Source organism: Cellulophaga lytica DSM 7489 (assembly GCF_000190595.1).
In the GTDB taxonomy this organism is placed as follows: domain Bacteria; phylum Bacteroidota; class Bacteroidia; order Flavobacteriales; family Flavobacteriaceae; genus Cellulophaga; species Cellulophaga lytica.
Map to the genome: position 1 here is coordinate 1,144,619 of NC_015167.1, position 17,882 is coordinate 1,162,500.

Genomic DNA, 17,882 nt, shown 5'->3' on the forward strand with positions numbered 1-17,882 from the left:
AGTTACTTATTGCAACTTATTACTTAGAAAGCTTTGCTTTTTCTTTAGCAGCTTCATTACGTTCTATCTTGTGACCTGGTCTAGTCCATTTTGGCTTTTCACCTAAATTTTGATACTCAGAATCCTGAGCCTCTACTGTTTTTGGTTGAGAAACTTTAGTAAATGGTTTTTGTGGATTTAAGCCTAACATTTTAAACATTTCCATATCCTCATTTACATCTGGATTAGGAGTAGTTAATAATTTATCTCCAGCAAAAATTGAATTTGCTCCAGCAAAGAAACACATTGCTTGTCCTTCTCTACTCATTTGTGTACGACCTGCAGATAACCTTACTTGAGTATTTGGCATAACAATACGCGTAGTTGCTACCATACGTACCATATCCCAAATTGATACTGGCTCTATATCCTCCATTGGCGTACCTTCCACTGCTACTAACGCATTAATTGGCACTGATTCTGGTTGTGGACTTAAAGTAGATAGTGCAACTAGCATACCTGCTCTGTCTTCTAAAGCCTCGCCCATACCTATAATACCTCCACTACACACAGTAACGTTAGTTTTACGTACATTTTCAATAGTATCTAATCTATCTTCAAAAGCACGAGTAGAAATTACATCTTTATAGTAATCTTCTGAGGTATCTAAGTTATGGTTATATGCATACAAACCAGCTTCTGCTAGTCTTTGTGCTTGGTTTTCTGTAATCATACCAAGTGTACAACAAACCTCCATATCTAGTTTGTTTATAGTACGCACCATTTCTAGTACTTGGTCAAATTCTGGTCCGTCTTTAACATTACGCCAAGCTGCCCCCATACAAACTCTAGAACTTCCAGAAGATTTTGCACGTAAAGCTTGTGCTTTTACTTGTTGTACCGACATTAAATCATTGCCTTCAACATCTGTATGATACCTAGCCGCTTGTGGGCAATATCCACAATCTTCAGGACAACCACCTGTTTTTATAGATAACAAAGTAGATACTTGTACAGTGTTAGGATCATGTTCTTGTCTATGAATTGTAGCTGCTTCGTAAAGCAAATCCATTAACGGTTTATTATATATATCTAAAATTTCTTGCTTGCTCCAGTTGTGTCTTACTTCGCTCATACGATTATTTTAAATCAGTTGTCAAAAATAGCCTATTTACCAATTAAATCCCAATAAAGGTTTTTTAAATAAAAAAATGAACCAAAAGATATACTCTAATGGTTCATTTTTATTCAATTTATTTAAAAATTTAACTATTTACTGTCGTCCTTATCAGAAGATTCTTCCTTAACATCAACAGTCTCTACATCCTTACCTTTTAAATATTCTGGTAACTGCATACCAGCCATATTAAACATTTCTTGTAGTGGTGGTACAGATTTGTACATACCAGAAATAAAGTTAGCAGTAGAACCTTTACCATCTGCTGTTTTTGCTCCAGAATCCCAAACGGTAACCTTATCAATTTTAATATTTTTAATAGCTTCGGCCTGTGTTTTAACCAATTCTGGTAATTTATCTGCCACTAATAAAAGTACAGCATCTTTAGGGTTATCGCCAGCTGCTTTTACAATTTCATCTAAACCTTGTGCTTGCTTAGTTAAAACCTCTAAAATACCTTGTGCTTCTGCTTGTGCTTTAAATAAGATTGCATCTGCTTCACCTTTTGCTAAACGTCTTGTACGCTCTGCATCTGCTTCTGCATCTATCTCTACTTTTTTCTTATCTATTTCTGCAGGTACAACTATATCTGCCATTTGCGAGCTACGTACACGTTCTGCTCTTGCAAGTTCAGCATCTTTTTCTGCTGCGTAAGATTCCTCTAATGCTTTTGCAGATTGTACTTTTTCTGATGCAATTGCAGTACGTTCTGCTTCCGCTTCTCTTTGACGACGTAAAGAATCTGAATTTGCAACATTAATTTTTGCAATGTTTTCACCTTCTACAGCTTGTGCATTTGCTGCTGCCACCTGCGTACGCTCATCTTGTAAAGCATTAGCCTCGCCAATAGAACCATCTCTTGTTTTTTCTGCAACAGATTTACGTGCTGCGTTAATTGCGTGTGCAGCTGCCTCTTTACCTAAAGCTTCAATATATCCAGACTCATCAACAATATCTGTAATATTTACGTTAATAAGCTTTAGACCTACTTTCTTTAACTCTGTTTCTACACTCTGAGATATGTTAGTTAAAAACTTATCTCTATCATTATTAATTTCTTCTATATCCATAGAAGCAACTACTAAACGTAATTGACCAAAAATAATTTCCTGAGCTAAATCTTGAATTTGACTTTGACCTAACCCTAATAAACGCTCGGCTGCATTTTGCATAACTCCAGGCTCTGTAGATATACCAATTGTAAATCTAGATGGTACATTTACACGTATATTTTGCTTACTTAATGCATTTACTAGATTAACCTCTATAGAAATAGGTGTTAAATCTAAAAATTCATAATCTTGTACAACTGGCCAAATAAAAGCCGCTCCACCGTGTATACATTTGGCTGAATTTCCGCCGCCGACTTTACCGTATACAACTAAAATCCTGTCTGAAGGACATCGTTTGTATCTACGTATAAACGAGATTATAATTATAAAAAAGAATAAAATGGCTACTGCAATACCAATTAAACTGGCATTACCGCCCAACTGTAGGGGTACTAAAATCATATGGTTATTTATTTAATAATTTAACAATTAAAATTCCGTTATCTGTAATGCCTTCTACTTTAACAACATTACCCTGTGTAAGATTCACAGTTTCATCTGTAAGTGCTTCTAGCTCGCGCAAAGATCCTTGCACTGTTATACTTACTTTACCCATAAAGCTTCTGTTTGCCCCTATAGTTAGGTACACTTCACCAACTTGACCTAAAGCATTTTTTAAGCGTAGTGTTCCGCTACTTTGCAATTTACTTAGGTAATAAAATAATGCAGCCATAGACAGCATCATTAACAAACCACAAATAACAGAAATTAGTATAGTTAGTACATTAGAAAAGCCTGCTTCTATACAAGCAATGCCTGTCCATCCAAAAATGGCAAAAAATCCTGATAAGTTTTTAATAGATAAAAATTGAAATCCAATTCCAGAATCACCTTCTACTTCTGCATCTACATCACCGTCTACACCATCTACATCACCACCAATTAAGGTTAGCAACAAAAAAACAATCATTACCACAGAGCCAATTAAGGCAATACTCCAGTACACTTTTGGAAACAACTCTAAGCTTGCATACCATTCTCCCATAAATATAAATTTAGTTTGGTTTGTGAAAGATAGTAAAATGCAACTTAGCTAAAGGCTAGTTTTAAAAAGTTTTTTGCAATAAAATACTTACAGCATTACCACCAAAGCCAACAGCGTTTATTAACACCTTTTTTATACTCTTTGGAATTTCTGTATAATCTACAAAAGGAACTTTTATAAATTCTTGTTTTTGTAGCATTGCTATTGCTAGCTCTATACTTAACATCCCTGAAGCGCCAAAAGAATGACCTATCTTCCACTTATTTGTAGTTAATGCTGGTATTTTGTTACAAAAAATTTTCTTTATTGCTTCAATTTCTGATAAATCTCCTTTAATTGTACCTGGTGCATGCATTACAATAACATCTACGTCATCTGGGTCTATTCCTTCCAAAGCCATTTTCATAGAACGTTGAAAACATACTGCGTCAGAAGAAATAGAAATATTATGTTTTAAAACTTCTGTAGCGTAACCAACACCTATAATTTCTGCCAGGGCATTTTCTTTATTTCCGTTTTCTATACCAATTACCGCGGCACCTTCTCCCAAAGCCATAGTGTTTTGATCTTTTGCCAGATCAAAAGCTTTACACGGATACGTATCTGCGCCTCTTGCGTAAATTTTTAAAGCTTTCATTTGCGCAATGGTAAAGGGTGTTAAAGGAGCCTCACTACCACCTACTAAAAATTTATTTGCCATTCCGCTTTTTACCCAAGCAACACCATTTAACAAAGAATGTAATGCCGTAGAACAAGTAATAGAGTGCGATATTTCTGGGCCTTGCGTTTGTAAATCATGGGCTACCCAAGAAGAGATATTACCCAATGTAGTTGTTGGTGATGATAAAGTTGATGCTTTATCTTTTTCTAAAAACTCTCTATGATATTTTTCAAACAGAGCTGTTGCACCACGAGACGAACCAAAATTTACACCAAAATTATCTTTAGATGTCCAGCCAGCTTGCTCCAACGCTTTACGTGACGCGTACATAGCAAACAAAACAGTATCATCCAAACTTTTATATTTTAAGTCCGAATTTTTTAAAGTTTCAATTTCTTGTTTAGCTTCATCACTTAAAGCTGCAACCCAACTTTTTTGATTTCCTATATTTTTTTCTTGCAGTAAATGCGCATCGTTTTTATAACTCTCCCAAACCTCATTTAAGGAAGTTCCTAAAGGAGAAATAGATGCTAGTGCCGTAATGTAAATACTCATACTTAAACTATTTCTAGTGCTTCTTTAATTGAGTTGTATATTTTTTGAAGTTGCTCATCTGTAGTTACAAAAGGCGCCAAAATATAAATGGTATTTCCTAACGGACGTAAAAACACTCCAGAATCCATAAAATGCTTAAATAATTTATCTCTTAAATTACCATAGCGCTCCATTTTTATATTAAGATCTAATGCATAAATAACTCCCAATTGCCTTGTAGCACCAACTTTAGGGTGGTTTTTAACCTCCTCATTAAATTGCTTGTGAGAGGCTGTAATTCTGGCAATATTATCTTGCATTTCTGTAGATTGAAGCAACTCTAAACCTGCTAACGCAGCTGCACAAGCCAAAGGATTTGCAGTATATGTATGTCCATGAAATAATCCTTTAGAAATATCGTCATCATAAAAAGCATCATAAACTTGCTGCGTACAGCTAGTAACTGCCATTGGTAGTAAACCTGCTGTTAACGCCTTTGACATACATATAACATCTGGTTTAACATCTATATAATCTGACGCAAAATACTTACCTGTTTTACCAAAACTAGTCATTACTTCATCTGCAACCAAAAGTACATTGTGCTTTTTTAAGGTCTGTAGAATTTTATTTAAACCTTCTGCATTATGCATTTTCATTGCTGCAGCTCCTTGCACTAAAGGCTCATAAACAAAACCCGCAATAGCTTTAGTATTAACCAACTCTTCAATCTGAGATAAAATAGCTTCTATATTATCTTCTGTAGGTACAGGAATACGTTCTACATCAATAAAAAAATCTTCAAAAGGACCATTATAAACAGATAAACTAGACACAGACATTGCACCAAAAGTATCTCCGTGAAATCCGTCTTCAAAAGCCAACATAACATTACGCTTTTCTCCATTATTAAAATGATACTGCAATGCCATTTTAATTCCTATTTCTGTAGAAGTAGAACCGTTGTCTGAGAAAAACAATTTTTCCTGATTATTAGGCAGTATTTTTATCAATTCTTCAGACAGCTCTATAGCTGGCTTATGCGTAAAACCACTAAACACAACCTGGTCTAACTGCTGCATTTGAGCACCAACTTTTTCTAAAATATAGTCATTACAATGCCCGTACACAGAAGTATACCATGAAGATATTCCATCTATATAATCATTTCCTTTATCATCTGTTAACACTGCCCCTTTTGCTTTTACAATAGGCAACATTGTATCGTGTAATTTATGTTGCGTTAACGGGTGCCACAAGTGTTTTTTATCTCTTTCTGTAAGGTTCATAAGCTGTATGCCATCCTAATAGTGTTAGGACTTATGCATTTATTTTATTAGTAGATATCTATACCATGTGCTTTAGTTAACATGCATAGATTTTAATTTTTGACAAATATACAAACCAACCTATATTTTACAGGTTATCTCTAAACAAATCTGCATATTCTTTTATTACATTTTTATCAAAATATGGCTCTTCTTCTATACGGCCTATAAGTTTTGCATTTGTTTTAGATAGTATAATACTTTCTGTTGTTTTATGTTCTTCTCCACTAAAAATTATAGAAACTTTAAAACCACGTTCTTCTAAATAATTTACCGTTAATAAAGTATGATTTATACTGCCTAAATAGTGTCTAGACACCACTACAACTTGGTGACTAGGGTCTATAATATCTAAAATGGTATCATTATCATTTAAAGGAACCAACAACCCACCAGCACCCTCTATAACCAAGTGGTTAGTTGTTTTAGGCGCCACTATTTTATCTACCTCTATTACTACACCGTCTATTTCTGCCGCTGCATGCGGACTCATAGGTGTTTGTAAAGCGTAACTATTTTTATGTATTACCGTTTTAGAGTTAGAAATAAAATCTGCTATTTTGTGACTGTCAGACGTATCTAAATCTCCCGCCTGTATTGGCTTCCAGTAATCTGCCTCTAACGCCTCTGTTAATATTGCAGAAGCCACTGTTTTACCAACTTCTGTAGATATACCAGTTACAAATATTTGTTTTGTTTTCATTGTATTGTAGTTTATGAAACTATATTGCAGTTAAAACAACGGAATTTTCTTTTTTCAAAAAAAGGAAACAATTTGTAAAAAATTCCCTTTCTAGAATAATAGCCTTCTAGCTTTTCTGCTTTACAGTTTGGGCACGCTAAAGGTTTTCCGTTATCATCTACAGCATAGCTTCTAATTTCATTATAAATTTCTAATGCTTTATTTTTATCTTCTTCTAAAACCAAAAGTTTAATTCCGCCAATTGCATTGCTAATTAATGGGTCTGAGTTTACCGTGTTTTCATCCTTTAAAAAAACTTGTATACCCTCTGATTCTAGCTTACCTTTTATGATAACTGTATCTGCCAAATACTCAAATGCAGCTAATTTGTAAAATTTCTGACTCATTCTTTTATATAATTATGCAAAACGGTTATTACTTTTTCTATTTCTTTTGGTGTATTGTAAGCGTGCAAACAAAAACGCAATCGTTCTTGACCTTGCGGCACTGTTGGAGATAGTATTGCCTTTACATTAAATCCGTTCTCTTCAAGTTTTTTAGCTATACTTTTTACCCTATTATTTCCTGAAATTAAACAACATTGTATTGCCGAGTTACTAGTAATAAAATGCTGCTTTAGTTTACTACTTTCAACTCTACTTTTAAAAACCTTAACTGCATTTTGCAAAAGTTGCTGTTGAACTTTACCTTCTTTACTTTCTAAAAAATAGTACGACTGTAAAATTGTAGCTAAACTATGCGGTGCTAAAGCTGTTGTATATATAAAGCTACGCGAAAAGTTAACCAAATAACTCTTTAACTCTTCACTACCTAATATAGCTGCGCCGTGGCAACCTAAAGCTTTACCAAAAGTTATGATGTGCGCAAAAACCAAGTCTGTTAATTGTAGCTGTTGCACCAAGCCCTCTCCTTTACTGCCAAAAACACCAACAGCGTGTGCCTCATCTACCACAAAAAAAAGCTTGTGTTTTTTACAGAATAATGCTATTTCCTTTAAGTGTGGAGAATCGCCATCCATAGAAAAAACAGATTCTGTAACTACGTAAACAGCACTATTATTATCTTTAACAGCAGCAGTATGCCTTTCTACTAAATTTTCTAAATCTGCAATATTGTTATGCTTAAATTTATATGCCTTGGCATTACTCATTGCAATACCGTCTCTTATACTTGCGTGTATATACTCGTCATAAAAAACTAAATCTCCACGCTGCGGTACACAACTAAAAAAACCAATATTAGCATCATAACCAGAATTGTAAACTATTGCTGCTTTAGATTGGTGAAATAAAGCCAATTTAGACTCTAGCTCATCGTATAAATTATGATTACCCGATAGCAACCTAGAGCCAGTTGCCCCGTTTTGCAAAAAACTACTATCTACCAAGTATTTGTGCGTAGCGCTAAAAATTGATGCATTGCCAGAAAACCCTAAATAGTCGTTAGAAGAAAAATCTACCAACTGCTTATACATAGGTAATACACGCAATGACATATTCTGTTGCCGCTCTTCTAGTTTTTTCTGAAGTTTTTGTGGTAGCATTTGGCAAAGATACAAATAGATGGATTTTAATTGTTATTAAAAGAAGCAATAGAAATTAGTATTTGTTACGCTAATAACAAATTAAAAAAATAACCAACCATCAGATATTTTAGAATATGTAAAAGAAAAAGAATAAATTTAACCCACTAACGTTTTATATAAACACTTAGTTAAATTAAATAAACCCAAAATAATGAAAACCCTATTTTTTACAATCCTACTTGTTGTTTCTACTTATGCAAGTGCTCAAGAAATAAACAACGACATTAAAAGTGTTTTAGAGACTGACAATGTTACTGAGCTTAAAAAGCAAATAACATCAAAAAATATTAATAGTTGCTTTAAGCTAGAAGAATCTGAATACACGTTACTAACACTTTCTATAAAACTTAACGCTAAATCTTGTTTTGCAGAACTAATAGCACAAAATGCTAACGTAGAAAAAACCTGCAACAACAAAACTCCTTTTATGTATACTGCTAAATACAACAGGTTAGCAATGGCAAAAGACCTTGTTAAAGCAGGTGTACAAATTAGAGTTAGAAACAGTGACAAGCAATCTGCTTTAGATTTTGCTAAAAAATACGAGAGTAAAGAGATTATAGAATACATAAAATCTTTTAATCAATAAAAAAAATACGCTAACCACAAAGCACTAATGAATTAAGAACACTATGCGAAAATTACTTTTAAGCCTTGGCTTTATGCTTGCCATAGGTGCTATAAACGCACAAGAAGCATATAAATTTACAGATGTTATAGATTTAGAAACAACACCTGTTATTAGCCAAGGTGCTACTGGAACTTGTTGGAGTTTTTCTACTTCTTCATTTTTAGAATCGGAAATTATACGACTTACAGGCAACAAAATAGATTTGTCTGAGATGTATACTGTACGCAATACATACCCTAAAAAGGCAGAAAACTTTGTAATGAGACAAGGCAAAGCTCAGTTTAGCGAAGGCGGATTAGCACATGACGTGATTAATTCTGTGAAAAATTATGGTCTTGTACCGCAAGAAGCTTATAACGGACTTTTAGAAAATAGCACTTTTCACAACCACGCAGAATTGGTTGCAGTGCTAGAAGCTATGGTAAAAACATATGCAGAAAACCCTGCTGGTGAACTAAGCAAAAACTGGTCTAAAGCTGTAAATGCCGTTTTAGATGTGTATTTAGGAGCAAATAAAACATCTTTTACATACCAAGGAAAGGAATACACACCTGCTTCATTTTTAAAAATGACTAAAATTGTACCAGAAGATTATGTTACAATTACATCATTTACACACGCACCATTTTACAGTTCGTTTATATTAAATATACCAGACAACTGGAGTAACGGTAGTATGTACAACGTTACTTTAGACGAAATGATACACACTATTGACAATGCTCTAGAAAACGGTTTTACAGTTGAGTTAGATTGCGATGTTAGCGAACGTACTTTTTCATCTAAACACGGAGTTGCTGTAGTGCCTGCAGATTACGAAAACAACAAAAAAGCTTTAGAAGGCATTTACCCAGAGCTAAAAATTACACAAACTTACAGACAAAACGAGTTTGAAAACTTTACAACTACAGATGATCATTTAATGCACATAACAGGTACAGTAAAAGATCAAAACGGAACAAAATACTATAAAGTAAAAAACAGTTGGGGTACAGACCCTAACAGAACAACACATAATGGTTATGTGTATTTTAGTGAAGCTTATATGCGACTAAAAGCAATAAGCGTTATGGTGCATAAAGATGCATTACCAAATAATGTATCTAAAAAAATAAATCTATAATTAACACATACTACTAGTGCACGCATAAATATAAAGTGCAAATCTTGTACCTTTGTAGCAATGTATGCACTAGTAGATTGTAACAATTTTTATGCCTCCTGTGAGCGGGTTTTTAACCCAAGCTTACAAGGTAAACCTATTGCAATTTTAAGCAATAATGATGGCTGTGTAATCTCTAGAAGCGATGAAGCCAAATTACTAGGCCTGCCAATGGGAGCACCTGCATTTAAGTATAAAAGTTTTTTTACAGCTAATAAAGTTCAGGTTTTTTCATCAAATTATTCATTATACGGAGATATGAGTAGTCGTGTTATGACTATTTTACAACAATTTTCTCCAGATGTAGAAGTATATAGTATTGATGAAGCTTTTATTCAGTTTAAAGGCTTTGATAATTATAATTTTACTACCTATGGAACAGAAATAAGAGACCGTGTTTTAAAATGGACTGGCATACCTACTTGTGTTGGTATTGCCCCAACAAAAGCGCTTAGCAAAGTAGCAAACAAAATTGCCCGTAAGTTTCCAAAACAAACAAATGGTACTTATGTTATTGATACAGAAGAAAAACGACTTAAAGCTTTAAAATGGATAAAGCTTGAAGATGTTTGGGGCATTGGAAGAAGACTACATAAACGCTTAGCCATTAAAAACTGCAAAACAGCTTTAGACTTTGTTAATTTACCCGATAATTGGGTGCGTAAAAACTTTTCTATAACAGAGTGGAAATTAAAAAAAGATTTAGAAGGTATACCTACCTTAGATTTAGAAATTAAAGAAAATAAAAAATCTATTGCCACTACAAGAAGTTTTGAACATACTTTCTCTGATTTAGAGAATATAAAAGAGCGCATATCTACTTTTGCCACCAGTTGTGCAGAAAAATTACGCAAACAAAATTCTAGCTGTCATATGATTGTTGTTTTATTAGGTAGCGACAAACACAAAAAAGATACAGAGCAACATAGAGGCACGTTTAATGTTAGCATGTCTTACCCAACAGATTCTAGTTTAGCAATTAGTAATGCCGCTATAAAAGCTGTAGAACGTATATACAAACCTGGCGTTAAGTACAAGCGTGCTGGTGTTATTGTAACCGGCCTAGTCCCTACAAACAATCACCAATTGCATTTGTTTACCTCAGAAAATCCAAAACACAAACCTCTAATGAAAGCTATAGATAAATTAAATTTTAAATATGGCGATCAAAAACTAAAAATAGCCAATCAAGATTTGGAACGTACTTGGAAAATGAAGCAAAAACACTTATCTCCTAAATACACTACAAGTTTTAATGACATTATAAAAGTAAAATAAGCGTGATAAATAAAACACATCTTACTTTTTTCTCTGTTGATGCTTCCTCAAAAAGCACTAGTATTTTTGTGGATACTGGTATTTCTGCGGGCTTTCCGTCTCCGGCTGATGATTTTAAAGAAAACAGAATAAGCCTAGACAAAGAACTAATTAAAAATCCTGAAGCTACTTTTTTTGCAAGAGTAAGCGGAGAATCTATGATTGGCGCTGGACTAGAAGATAACGACCTATTAGTTATAGATAGAAGTTTAGAACCAGCACATAACAAAATTGCTGTTTGCTATTTAGATGGTGAGTTTACTGTAAAAAGATTAAAAGTTGAAAATAATTTAGTTTGGTTACAACCAGAAAATCCCAATTATAAACCTATACAAATTACTGAAGAAAACAACTTCATAATTTGGGGTATTGTTACCAATGTAATTAAAAAAGTATAAAAATAAAAAAGCGCAAAGTGGTTACTTTACGCTTTACTTTTATTACAGATACTAACTCCAATAATAAAATAAATATTATTACGCCGTTATACGCTACTTTTATTTTTATTGATATACGAGCAAAAGCCTATATATGGTTTTTGTAAATGTAAGAAAATTCATTTAAATATATAAAATTTAACATATTTTCTTACAAATAAGATTTTAAACGTATAAAAAATCACAATTTAAAAGTAAGGCATAAAAAAAACGTGAAGCATTTAGCTTCACGTTTATATTTATTTAGTAGAGTTACTTATACTTAATCCGCTAGTACAATAACTTTATTATCTTTCATTTCTATAGTACCACTATTTATTGGCAAAACAGTTTCTCCGTTAGAACCTTTAGAGAATTTACCCTCAAAAGCTTCATCTATAGATACATTTCCTTGAATCTTAACCGTACCTTGCTGTAATAATGATACAATTGGTGCGTGATTAGATAACATTTGAAAATCTCCATTTATACCAGGTACAGTTACAGAAACAACTTCTCCTGCAAATAATGTAGCTTCTGGTGATACAATTTCTAAATACATAATTATAAAAGTATTAAGTAGTTAATATTACGTGCAAGCAATTAACTAACACGTAATATTATGTATTATTTATGCTTCAGCAAGCATTTTTTCTCCTGCTTCTATAGCTTCTTCAATAGTACCTTTAAGGTTAAATGCAGATTCTGGTAAGTGATCTAATTCACCATCCATAATCATATTAAATCCTTTAATAGTATCCTTGATATCTACTAAAACACCTTTAAGACCTGTAAATTGCTCTGCTACGTGGAAAGGCTGAGATAAGAAACGTTGTACACGTCTTGCTCTACCAACTGCCATTTTATCTTCCTCAGATAATTCTTCCATACCAAGGATAGCAATAATATCTTGTAATTCTTTATAACGTTGTAACAACTCTTTTACACGTTGTGCACAAGAGTAGTGATCTTTTCCTAAAATTTCTGGAGCTAAGATTCTAGAAGTAGAATCTAATGGATCTACCGCTGGGTAAATACCTAACTCTGCAATTTTACGAGACAATACCGTTGTTGCATCTAAGTGAGCAAAGGTAGTTGCCGGTGCTGGATCCGTTAAATCATCCGCAGGTACGTAAACCGCCTGTACAGATGTAATAGAACCTCTTTTTGTTGATGTAATACGCTCTTGCATAGCACCCATTTCTGTTGCTAATGTTGGTTGGTAACCTACCGCAGATGGCATACGACCAAGTAATGCAGATACCTCAGAACCAGCTTGTGTAAAACGGAAAATGTTATCCACAAAGAAAAGTACATCTTTACCTTGACCTTCACCTGCTCCATCACGGAAATATTCTGCAATAGTTAAACCAGATAATGCAACACGTGCACGTGCTCCTGGTGGCTCATTCATTTGTCCAAATACAAAGGTTGCTTTAGAATCTTTCATTACAGATTTATCAACTTTAGATAAATCCCAACCACCTTCTTCCATAGAGTGCATAAAGTCATCTCCGTATTTAATAATACCAGACTCTAACATCTCACGTAGTAAATCGTTACCCTCACGAGTACGCTCACCTACACCAGCAAATACAGAAAGTCCACCGTGACCTTTTGCAATGTTGTTAATTAATTCCTGAATTAATACTGTTTTACCTACTCCGGCACCTCCAAATAAACCAATCTTACCACCTTTTGCATAAGGCTCAATAAGGTCAATTACTTTAATACCTGTAAATAATACTTCTGTAGAAGTAGATAAGTCTTCAAATTTTGGTGCCTCTCTGTGTATTGGCAAACCATCTTTACCAGATTTTGGTAAATTCCCAAGACCATCAATAGCGTCTCCAATTACGTTAAATAAACGTCCGTAAACGTCATCTCCAACTGGCATTTGTATAGCGCTTCCTGTTGCATTAACCTCTGCTCCACGACTTAAACCATCAGAAGAATCCATAGATATAGTTCTTACTGTGTTCTCACCAATGTGTGATTGTACTTCCAAAACCAAAATTGATCCATCTGCTTTTTTAATTTCTAATGAATCATAAATTTTTGGAAGATCTACCCCTGCTTGGAACTCCACATCTATAACTGGGCCAATAATTTGGGAAACTTTACCTGTAACTTTAGACATTGCTATCAGTATTTATTTATATATAATTTTTTTTGTTTTTAAAAAACATAAAACCCTGTAATACAGACCCTGTGTTTTTCAGGGTGCAAAGATAAGTTTTTCAAATTTAAATAAAAACTACTTTTTATTGTTTTTTTAACTTATCTAAAACCTTTTAATTCTTATAGAGGTTTTATCAAAAAAGCGCCTTATAAAATAAGGCGCTTTTTAAAATGTATAAAATTTTACGCTTTACTGCAATGCAGGAGAAAACGTTGTTGGGTAATTAGCTGCTTTTGCTAATGTTTTAGACGCTACAAAATTAGATTCGTATGTAGCATCAATAGCTTCTAAAAATTTATTAGCCATTAATGCATAGCCTCTAGATGTTAAATGTATACCATCTAAACTAACTAAACCTCCAAAAACTAAATCAGTATTCATTGTATAATCATCAAAAGTAATTCCTGTTTCTGAAGCCTGAGAAAGAACCGAATTTAAATCTACTAATGCCAAGCCTTTTGCAGACACAACTGAAGCTATAGCAGCATTGTACGCATCTGTTGCTGCATTAATTGATGCTAACTCACTAGCTACTAAAACCCATTTATCTTCTAATGGAACAGATACACCGTTTACCATTGTTGGGTCATCATTAACTCGTGTTCCAATAAAAGATGATGCTGGTAATACTAACAAATCATCTGCTGTTGCGTGTCTGTAACTTGGTAATCCAAATGCTGACAAATCTGTTAAATCTTCATCTTCTATAACCACTGCATTAGCTGAAGATGCTACAAATTTTATTGTACGTGCTTCTGCTTCTGCTTCGTCTATTTGCCCTATTGTAACCATTGTTTGCAAACCACCATTGTACTGAGCATAACCATTATTTACTTGTGTAGCCGTTGCCTCATCCATTGGAAGCGGATTATAAGGTACAGTTGTAAAATGAGGTAGACTAGTAATGTAAGGCACATTTGCAACTGCCCCTTTTGCCCCATTAGCCGTAAGTGCATCTACCATACCAGTTAATGCCACTTGAAAAAGACCTGGATCTGTAATATCATTTGGACCATAATTTGCCGCATTAGGATCTCCTGTACGGTCTACACCAGACCCACCAGAAACTGCAAAACCTAAAACATCATTACCCCCTATTTCTGATAACGTAAAAAAAGTAGGGCTTTGTGCAACTGCTAATTCTAACATACTTGCATCTGGCGTACTACCTGTCATTCTAACAAAATACGGATTAGCTGCTCCTGCAGACAAATTAGAAATATTACCATAACCGTTTGCTAACAAGTGAAAACTTTTAGCTCCAGGAACACCCATATTCTGAAAAGGTCCTGTTGGATTATTTAATAGTACATCTGTTGTAACTGTAACAGGTGCCCCAAGTGCTGCCTCAAGTGGCACTGGTCCTGCACCTCCAAAAACCAATCTTGGATCTGCAATTCTATCTCCATTTAAAGCTAATCCACCAAAATTATCATTAGTTAAAGGCTGATTAAATGTTGTACTTCCTCCTGCACTTGCAAATTTTTGAGAAAGTATATTTGGGAAAGACATTTCCTGCGTTGCCTTAAAAAGTGCTCCATCTGTATAACCAGCAGTAAAAGAGGCTCCTAAAGAAATATAGTTTGAAAAATCTGCAGATCCTGCTGTTAATTCAGGTAATTGCTCCTCAGTCATTGTAGACGAATCATCATCATCACTACAAGAAGAAAATGCTACCATTGCGGCTACTAGCCATATATATTTAGTTTTCATATTTAAATCTTATAAATTATTAATTGTCCAAGAAACATAGTATTGAGATCCTACATAACCTGTACCAAAAGCTGTAAAATACTCATCACCTAATAAGTTAGATGCACCAACTTTAAAATTAGATTTTAAACTTGGAACAGTAAAGTTAACCTGAGCATCTAACACGCTAAAAGAAGGTACTTGCCCGTCTCCAAATGATGCTTCCCAGAAATAAGAATCACTCCACCTGTAAGCTACATTAAAACCAATATTTTCAAATAAATCAGTTTTACCAAAATTAGCTTTAAACTTATGTTCTGGAGTGTTAAAGTTTGTTCTAAAATCAGGGTTTGCCTCTTGATCAAAATCTAACTTAGAATAAGTATAATTTGCTCCTAAATCAAATCCTCCTAAAACTTTAGTATCTATACCTAATGTAGCTCCATAAGAATTTACATTTGCTTCAGAATTAGTGTATGTTTGGTATGCTTGATAATCTCCGTTAGCCAATGCCAAAACAGACAAACTATTATCTCCTGCCTCTCCGTAATACGTAGAAACTACTGTTTCATTAGATAGGAAGTCTTTATAAACATTATAATATCCACTTAAATCTATAACTACATCACTTACTTTACCTCTGTAGCCTAACTCAAAAGAAGTTACTTGTTCTGGTTTTGCCAAATTAGAGTTTGCCACTTTTAAATCTGCAGGGTTTCCTGAAGCTCCAAAAGCCTGTAATGAACTTGCTAAATAAGAATTATTGTAAGCACCATCTCCTGATTTCTCTATAGTTGCAGGCTGACCAAGATTATCTTGCGCCTCTTGACTAACACCGTATGTTCTAACATCTCTTTCTAAGTTATCTTTAGCTCCTCCAATTAAAATAGCTCTACCTACATCTAAACCAATATATAAATCTTGCGTAGTTGGATTTCTAAATCCTGTTTGAAAAGAGGCTCTTAAATTATGGTTTTTATTTTCACCTAATGTATAGCCAGCTGCTAATCTAGGAGAGAAGAAACCATCAAACAATTCTGATTTATCATAACGCAAAGAACCTGTTAACTTTAAACGGTCTTCTAATAATTTTTTCTGTATTTGTGTATATACACCAAATTCAGAATACCTAATAGGCCCATCATTATCCGTATAAATTGTACCAGAAGAATTTAATTCATATGTTCTTGTAGATCCACCCACTTGAATATCTGCAAATTCAATTATTTCAGAAAAATTATAGTTTGCATCTGCGTGATAAATTTTTGAATTATCTTGAAACTTAGAACCAGAACTTAAATCCGGATCATTTATACTTCTTTCATATGCTGCTTGAAACTCTGGTGTACCTGGTAAATATCTTCCAGATTCTGCTTGAGCTCTTGCTGCTGCATGTGCTTGGTCTGACGTTGCTCCGCCAAGTGTACTTAACACATATGTACCAACATACTCACCAAACCATTGTTGATCTGATTTCCAGGCTCTATTAATATTAATTCCTGTAAAAACCATATCATAAGAATCACCAGCTTTATCTTCTGTCAAATACCCTCTTAAGAAGAAATTATCATTCTTAATTTCTAATTTATGTTGTTGCAAAAAGAAATCATCAATTGCATATCTGTTTGCTCCTTGGTAAATTGTAGATCCAGAACCTACTTTACCAACATAAGAAATTTCAAAGTCATTCTCCCAAGGCCTGTAATACAAACCCCAATCTGCTTTTATACTTTCTGCATTATAATCTGTTAAATATTTTTCATTATATCCAGTTCTACTCACATTTACACTAGGCACCAATGCTTCTGCACCAGCTGGCAAAATTGTTTCTCCTGTTTCAGGGTCAATTGTTTTAGTAAGTATTTGTGCAACACTAAACATATTCTGACTTACTTCATCACCATAAACGTTTACACCGTCATAATCCAAGTCATCTCTAGTAAACCCTCTAAATAATTTATCGGTTTCATTATCAGCTCCCCAATCTGTACCATTTAAATAGCCAAAATTCACTTTACCTGCAAATTTATCACTAAACTTATAAGCAGCTCTTATACCAAAATCTGTATATGTATTATCCCCTGATACTTCTTGAGATGTTATACCTCTTTTTATGTAAGCACTAATACCCTGAAAATCAAAAGGATTTTTACTTCTCATAAATAAAATACCATTAAAAGCATTTGCTCCATATAAAGCAGAAGCAGCACCTGGCAAAAGCTCCACACTTAAAACGTCAGTTTCTGTCATACCTAATAAATTTCCTAAAGGAAAATTTAATGCAGGCGCAGAATTATCCATTTGATCTACCATTTGCATAAACCTTGTATTTGCAAATGTGGCAAAACCTCTAGTGTTAATAGACTTAAAAGTTAAACTGTTGGTGTTTATATCTACTCCTTTTAAGTTTTCCAAACC

At 33.9% G+C, this 17,882-nt stretch carries 16 protein-coding genes (1 of these 16 cut by a window edge); 4 read left to right on the plus strand and 12 right to left on the minus strand.

The annotated features are described in order from the left end of the window. Positions 1-19: 19 nt before the first annotated feature. From bioB to CELLY_RS05215, 8 genes are all read right to left on the minus strand, one after another. The gene (gene bioB / locus CELLY_RS05180) at positions 20-1,114 is read right to left on the minus strand and encodes a biotin synthase BioB (RefSeq protein ID WP_013620609.1); all 1,095 of its coding nucleotides are present in this window, start codon (positions 1,112-1,114) and stop codon (positions 20-22) included. A gap of 134 nt (positions 1,115-1,248) precedes the next feature. Then, positions 1,249-2,670 (minus strand): flotillin family protein, encoded by a 1,422-nt coding sequence (locus tag CELLY_RS05185; protein WP_013620610.1) that lies wholly within the window; start codon positions 2,668-2,670, stop codon positions 1,249-1,251. A gap of 4 nt (positions 2,671-2,674) precedes the next feature. Then, positions 2,675-3,253, minus strand: a complete 579-nt coding sequence (locus CELLY_RS05190; protein ID WP_013620611.1) for a hypothetical protein — start codon at positions 3,251-3,253, stop codon at positions 2,675-2,677. Positions 3,254-3,314: 61 nt separating this feature from the next. Then, entirely contained in the window at positions 3,315-4,469 is a 1,155-nt protein-coding gene (locus CELLY_RS05195) for a beta-ketoacyl synthase N-terminal-like domain-containing protein (protein ID WP_013620612.1), read from the minus strand. A gap of 2 nt (positions 4,470-4,471) precedes the next feature. Further along, positions 4,472-5,737: an adenosylmethionine--8-amino-7-oxononanoate transaminase gene (gene bioA, locus CELLY_RS05200; RefSeq protein WP_013620613.1), complete on the minus strand. Its 1,266-nt coding sequence runs from the start codon at positions 5,735-5,737 to the stop codon at positions 4,472-4,474. Between the two features lie 127 nt (positions 5,738-5,864). Beyond that, positions 5,865-6,479, minus strand: coding sequence for a dethiobiotin synthase (bioD, locus tag CELLY_RS05205; protein WP_013620614.1), 615 nt, complete (start codon positions 6,477-6,479; stop codon positions 5,865-5,867). Between the two features lie 11 nt (positions 6,480-6,490). After that, positions 6,491-6,865 carry a putative signal transducing protein gene (locus CELLY_RS05210; protein WP_013620615.1) on the minus strand — a complete coding sequence of 125 codons (375 nt, stop codon included), beginning with the start codon at positions 6,863-6,865 and terminating at the stop codon, positions 6,491-6,493. Next, positions 6,862-8,022 carry an aminotransferase class I/II-fold pyridoxal phosphate-dependent enzyme gene (locus tag CELLY_RS05215; RefSeq protein WP_013620616.1) on the minus strand — a complete coding sequence of 387 codons (1,161 nt, stop codon included), beginning with the start codon at positions 8,020-8,022 and terminating at the stop codon, positions 6,862-6,864. The genes CELLY_RS05210 and CELLY_RS05215 overlap by 4 nt, the downstream gene beginning before the upstream one ends. A 193-nt stretch (positions 8,023-8,215) precedes the next feature. Here CELLY_RS05215 and CELLY_RS05220 point away from each other — a divergent pair, with 193 nt between their 5' ends. From CELLY_RS05220 to CELLY_RS05235, 4 genes are read left to right on the plus strand one after another with little or no spacing between them, the layout of a single operon-like run. Next, on the plus strand, positions 8,216-8,653 hold the full coding sequence (locus tag CELLY_RS05220) for an ankyrin repeat domain-containing protein (protein ID WP_013620617.1): 438 nt from the start codon (positions 8,216-8,218) through the stop codon (positions 8,651-8,653). A 43-nt stretch (positions 8,654-8,696) separates the two neighbouring features. After that, entirely contained in the window at positions 8,697-9,818 is a 1,122-nt protein-coding gene (locus CELLY_RS05225) for a C1 family peptidase (RefSeq protein WP_013620618.1), read from the plus strand. A gap of 60 nt (positions 9,819-9,878) precedes the next feature. After that, positions 9,879-11,135, plus strand: coding sequence for a Y-family DNA polymerase (locus CELLY_RS05230; protein ID WP_013620619.1), 1,257 nt, complete (start codon positions 9,879-9,881; stop codon positions 11,133-11,135). Between the two features lie 2 nt (positions 11,136-11,137). Then, positions 11,138-11,572, plus strand: coding sequence for a LexA family protein (locus CELLY_RS05235; RefSeq protein ID WP_013620620.1), 435 nt, complete (start codon positions 11,138-11,140; stop codon positions 11,570-11,572). Between the two features lie 301 nt (positions 11,573-11,873). Here the strand turns inward: CELLY_RS05235 and CELLY_RS05240 are convergent, their stop codons facing one another. The 4 genes from CELLY_RS05240 to CELLY_RS05255 form a co-directional block, all read right to left on the minus strand. Then, the gene (locus CELLY_RS05240; RefSeq protein ID WP_013620621.1) at positions 11,874-12,152 is read right to left on the minus strand and encodes a F0F1 ATP synthase subunit delta/epsilon; all 279 of its coding nucleotides are present in this window, start codon (positions 12,150-12,152) and stop codon (positions 11,874-11,876) included. Positions 12,153-12,221: 69 nt separating this feature from the next. Further along, complete coding sequence (gene atpD / locus CELLY_RS05245) at positions 12,222-13,730, minus strand: F0F1 ATP synthase subunit beta (protein ID WP_013620622.1); 1,509 nt, start codon at positions 13,728-13,730, stop codon at positions 12,222-12,224. Between the two features lie 231 nt (positions 13,731-13,961). Continuing rightward, positions 13,962-15,485 (minus strand): SGNH/GDSL hydrolase family protein, encoded by a 1,524-nt coding sequence (locus CELLY_RS05250; RefSeq protein WP_013620623.1) that lies wholly within the window; start codon positions 15,483-15,485, stop codon positions 13,962-13,964. Positions 15,486-15,494: 9 nt separating this feature from the next. After that, positions 15,495-17,882, minus strand: the 3' portion of a protein-coding gene (locus CELLY_RS05255) for a TonB-dependent receptor (protein ID WP_013620624.1). Its footprint extends 417 nt past the window's final position; only the last 2,388 of its 2,805 coding nucleotides appear in the window; the start codon falls outside the window, past its right edge — the gene reads right to left on this strand; the stop codon is at positions 15,495-15,497.

Coding starts and splice junctions, on each gene's coding strand:
- bioA (WP_013620613.1), bottom strand. CDS start 5,737: ATGAACCTTACAGAAAGAGATAAAAAACACTTGTGGCACCCGTTAACG.
- bioB (WP_013620609.1), bottom strand. CDS start 1,114: ATGAGCGAAGTAAGACACAACTGGAGCAAGCAAGAAATTTTAGATATA.
- CELLY_RS05195 (WP_013620612.1), bottom strand. CDS start 4,469: ATGAGTATTTACATTACGGCACTAGCATCTATTTCTCCTTTAGGAACT.
- bioD (WP_013620614.1), bottom strand. CDS start 6,479: ATGAAAACAAAACAAATATTTGTAACTGGTATATCTACAGAAGTTGGT.
- CELLY_RS05190 (WP_013620611.1), bottom strand. CDS start 3,253: ATGGGAGAATGGTATGCAAGCTTAGAGTTGTTTCCAAAAGTGTACTGG.
- atpD (WP_013620622.1), bottom strand. CDS start 13,730: ATGTCTAAAGTTACAGGTAAAGTTTCCCAAATTATTGGCCCAGTTATA.
- CELLY_RS05225 (WP_013620618.1), top strand. CDS start 8,697: ATGCGAAAATTACTTTTAAGCCTTGGCTTTATGCTTGCCATAGGTGCT.
- CELLY_RS05185 (WP_013620610.1), bottom strand. CDS start 2,670: ATGATTTTAGTACCCCTACAGTTGGGCGGTAATGCCAGTTTAATTGGT.
- CELLY_RS05230 (WP_013620619.1), top strand. CDS start 9,879: ATGTATGCACTAGTAGATTGTAACAATTTTTATGCCTCCTGTGAGCGG.
- CELLY_RS05210 (WP_013620615.1), bottom strand. CDS start 6,865: ATGAGTCAGAAATTTTACAAATTAGCTGCATTTGAGTATTTGGCAGAT.
- CELLY_RS05215 (WP_013620616.1), bottom strand. CDS start 8,022: ATGCTACCACAAAAACTTCAGAAAAAACTAGAAGAGCGGCAACAGAAT.
- CELLY_RS05220 (WP_013620617.1), top strand. CDS start 8,216: ATGAAAACCCTATTTTTTACAATCCTACTTGTTGTTTCTACTTATGCA.
- CELLY_RS05240 (WP_013620621.1), bottom strand. CDS start 12,152: ATGTATTTAGAAATTGTATCACCAGAAGCTACATTATTTGCAGGAGAA.
- CELLY_RS05250 (WP_013620623.1), bottom strand. CDS start 15,485: ATGAAAACTAAATATATATGGCTAGTAGCCGCAATGGTAGCATTTTCT.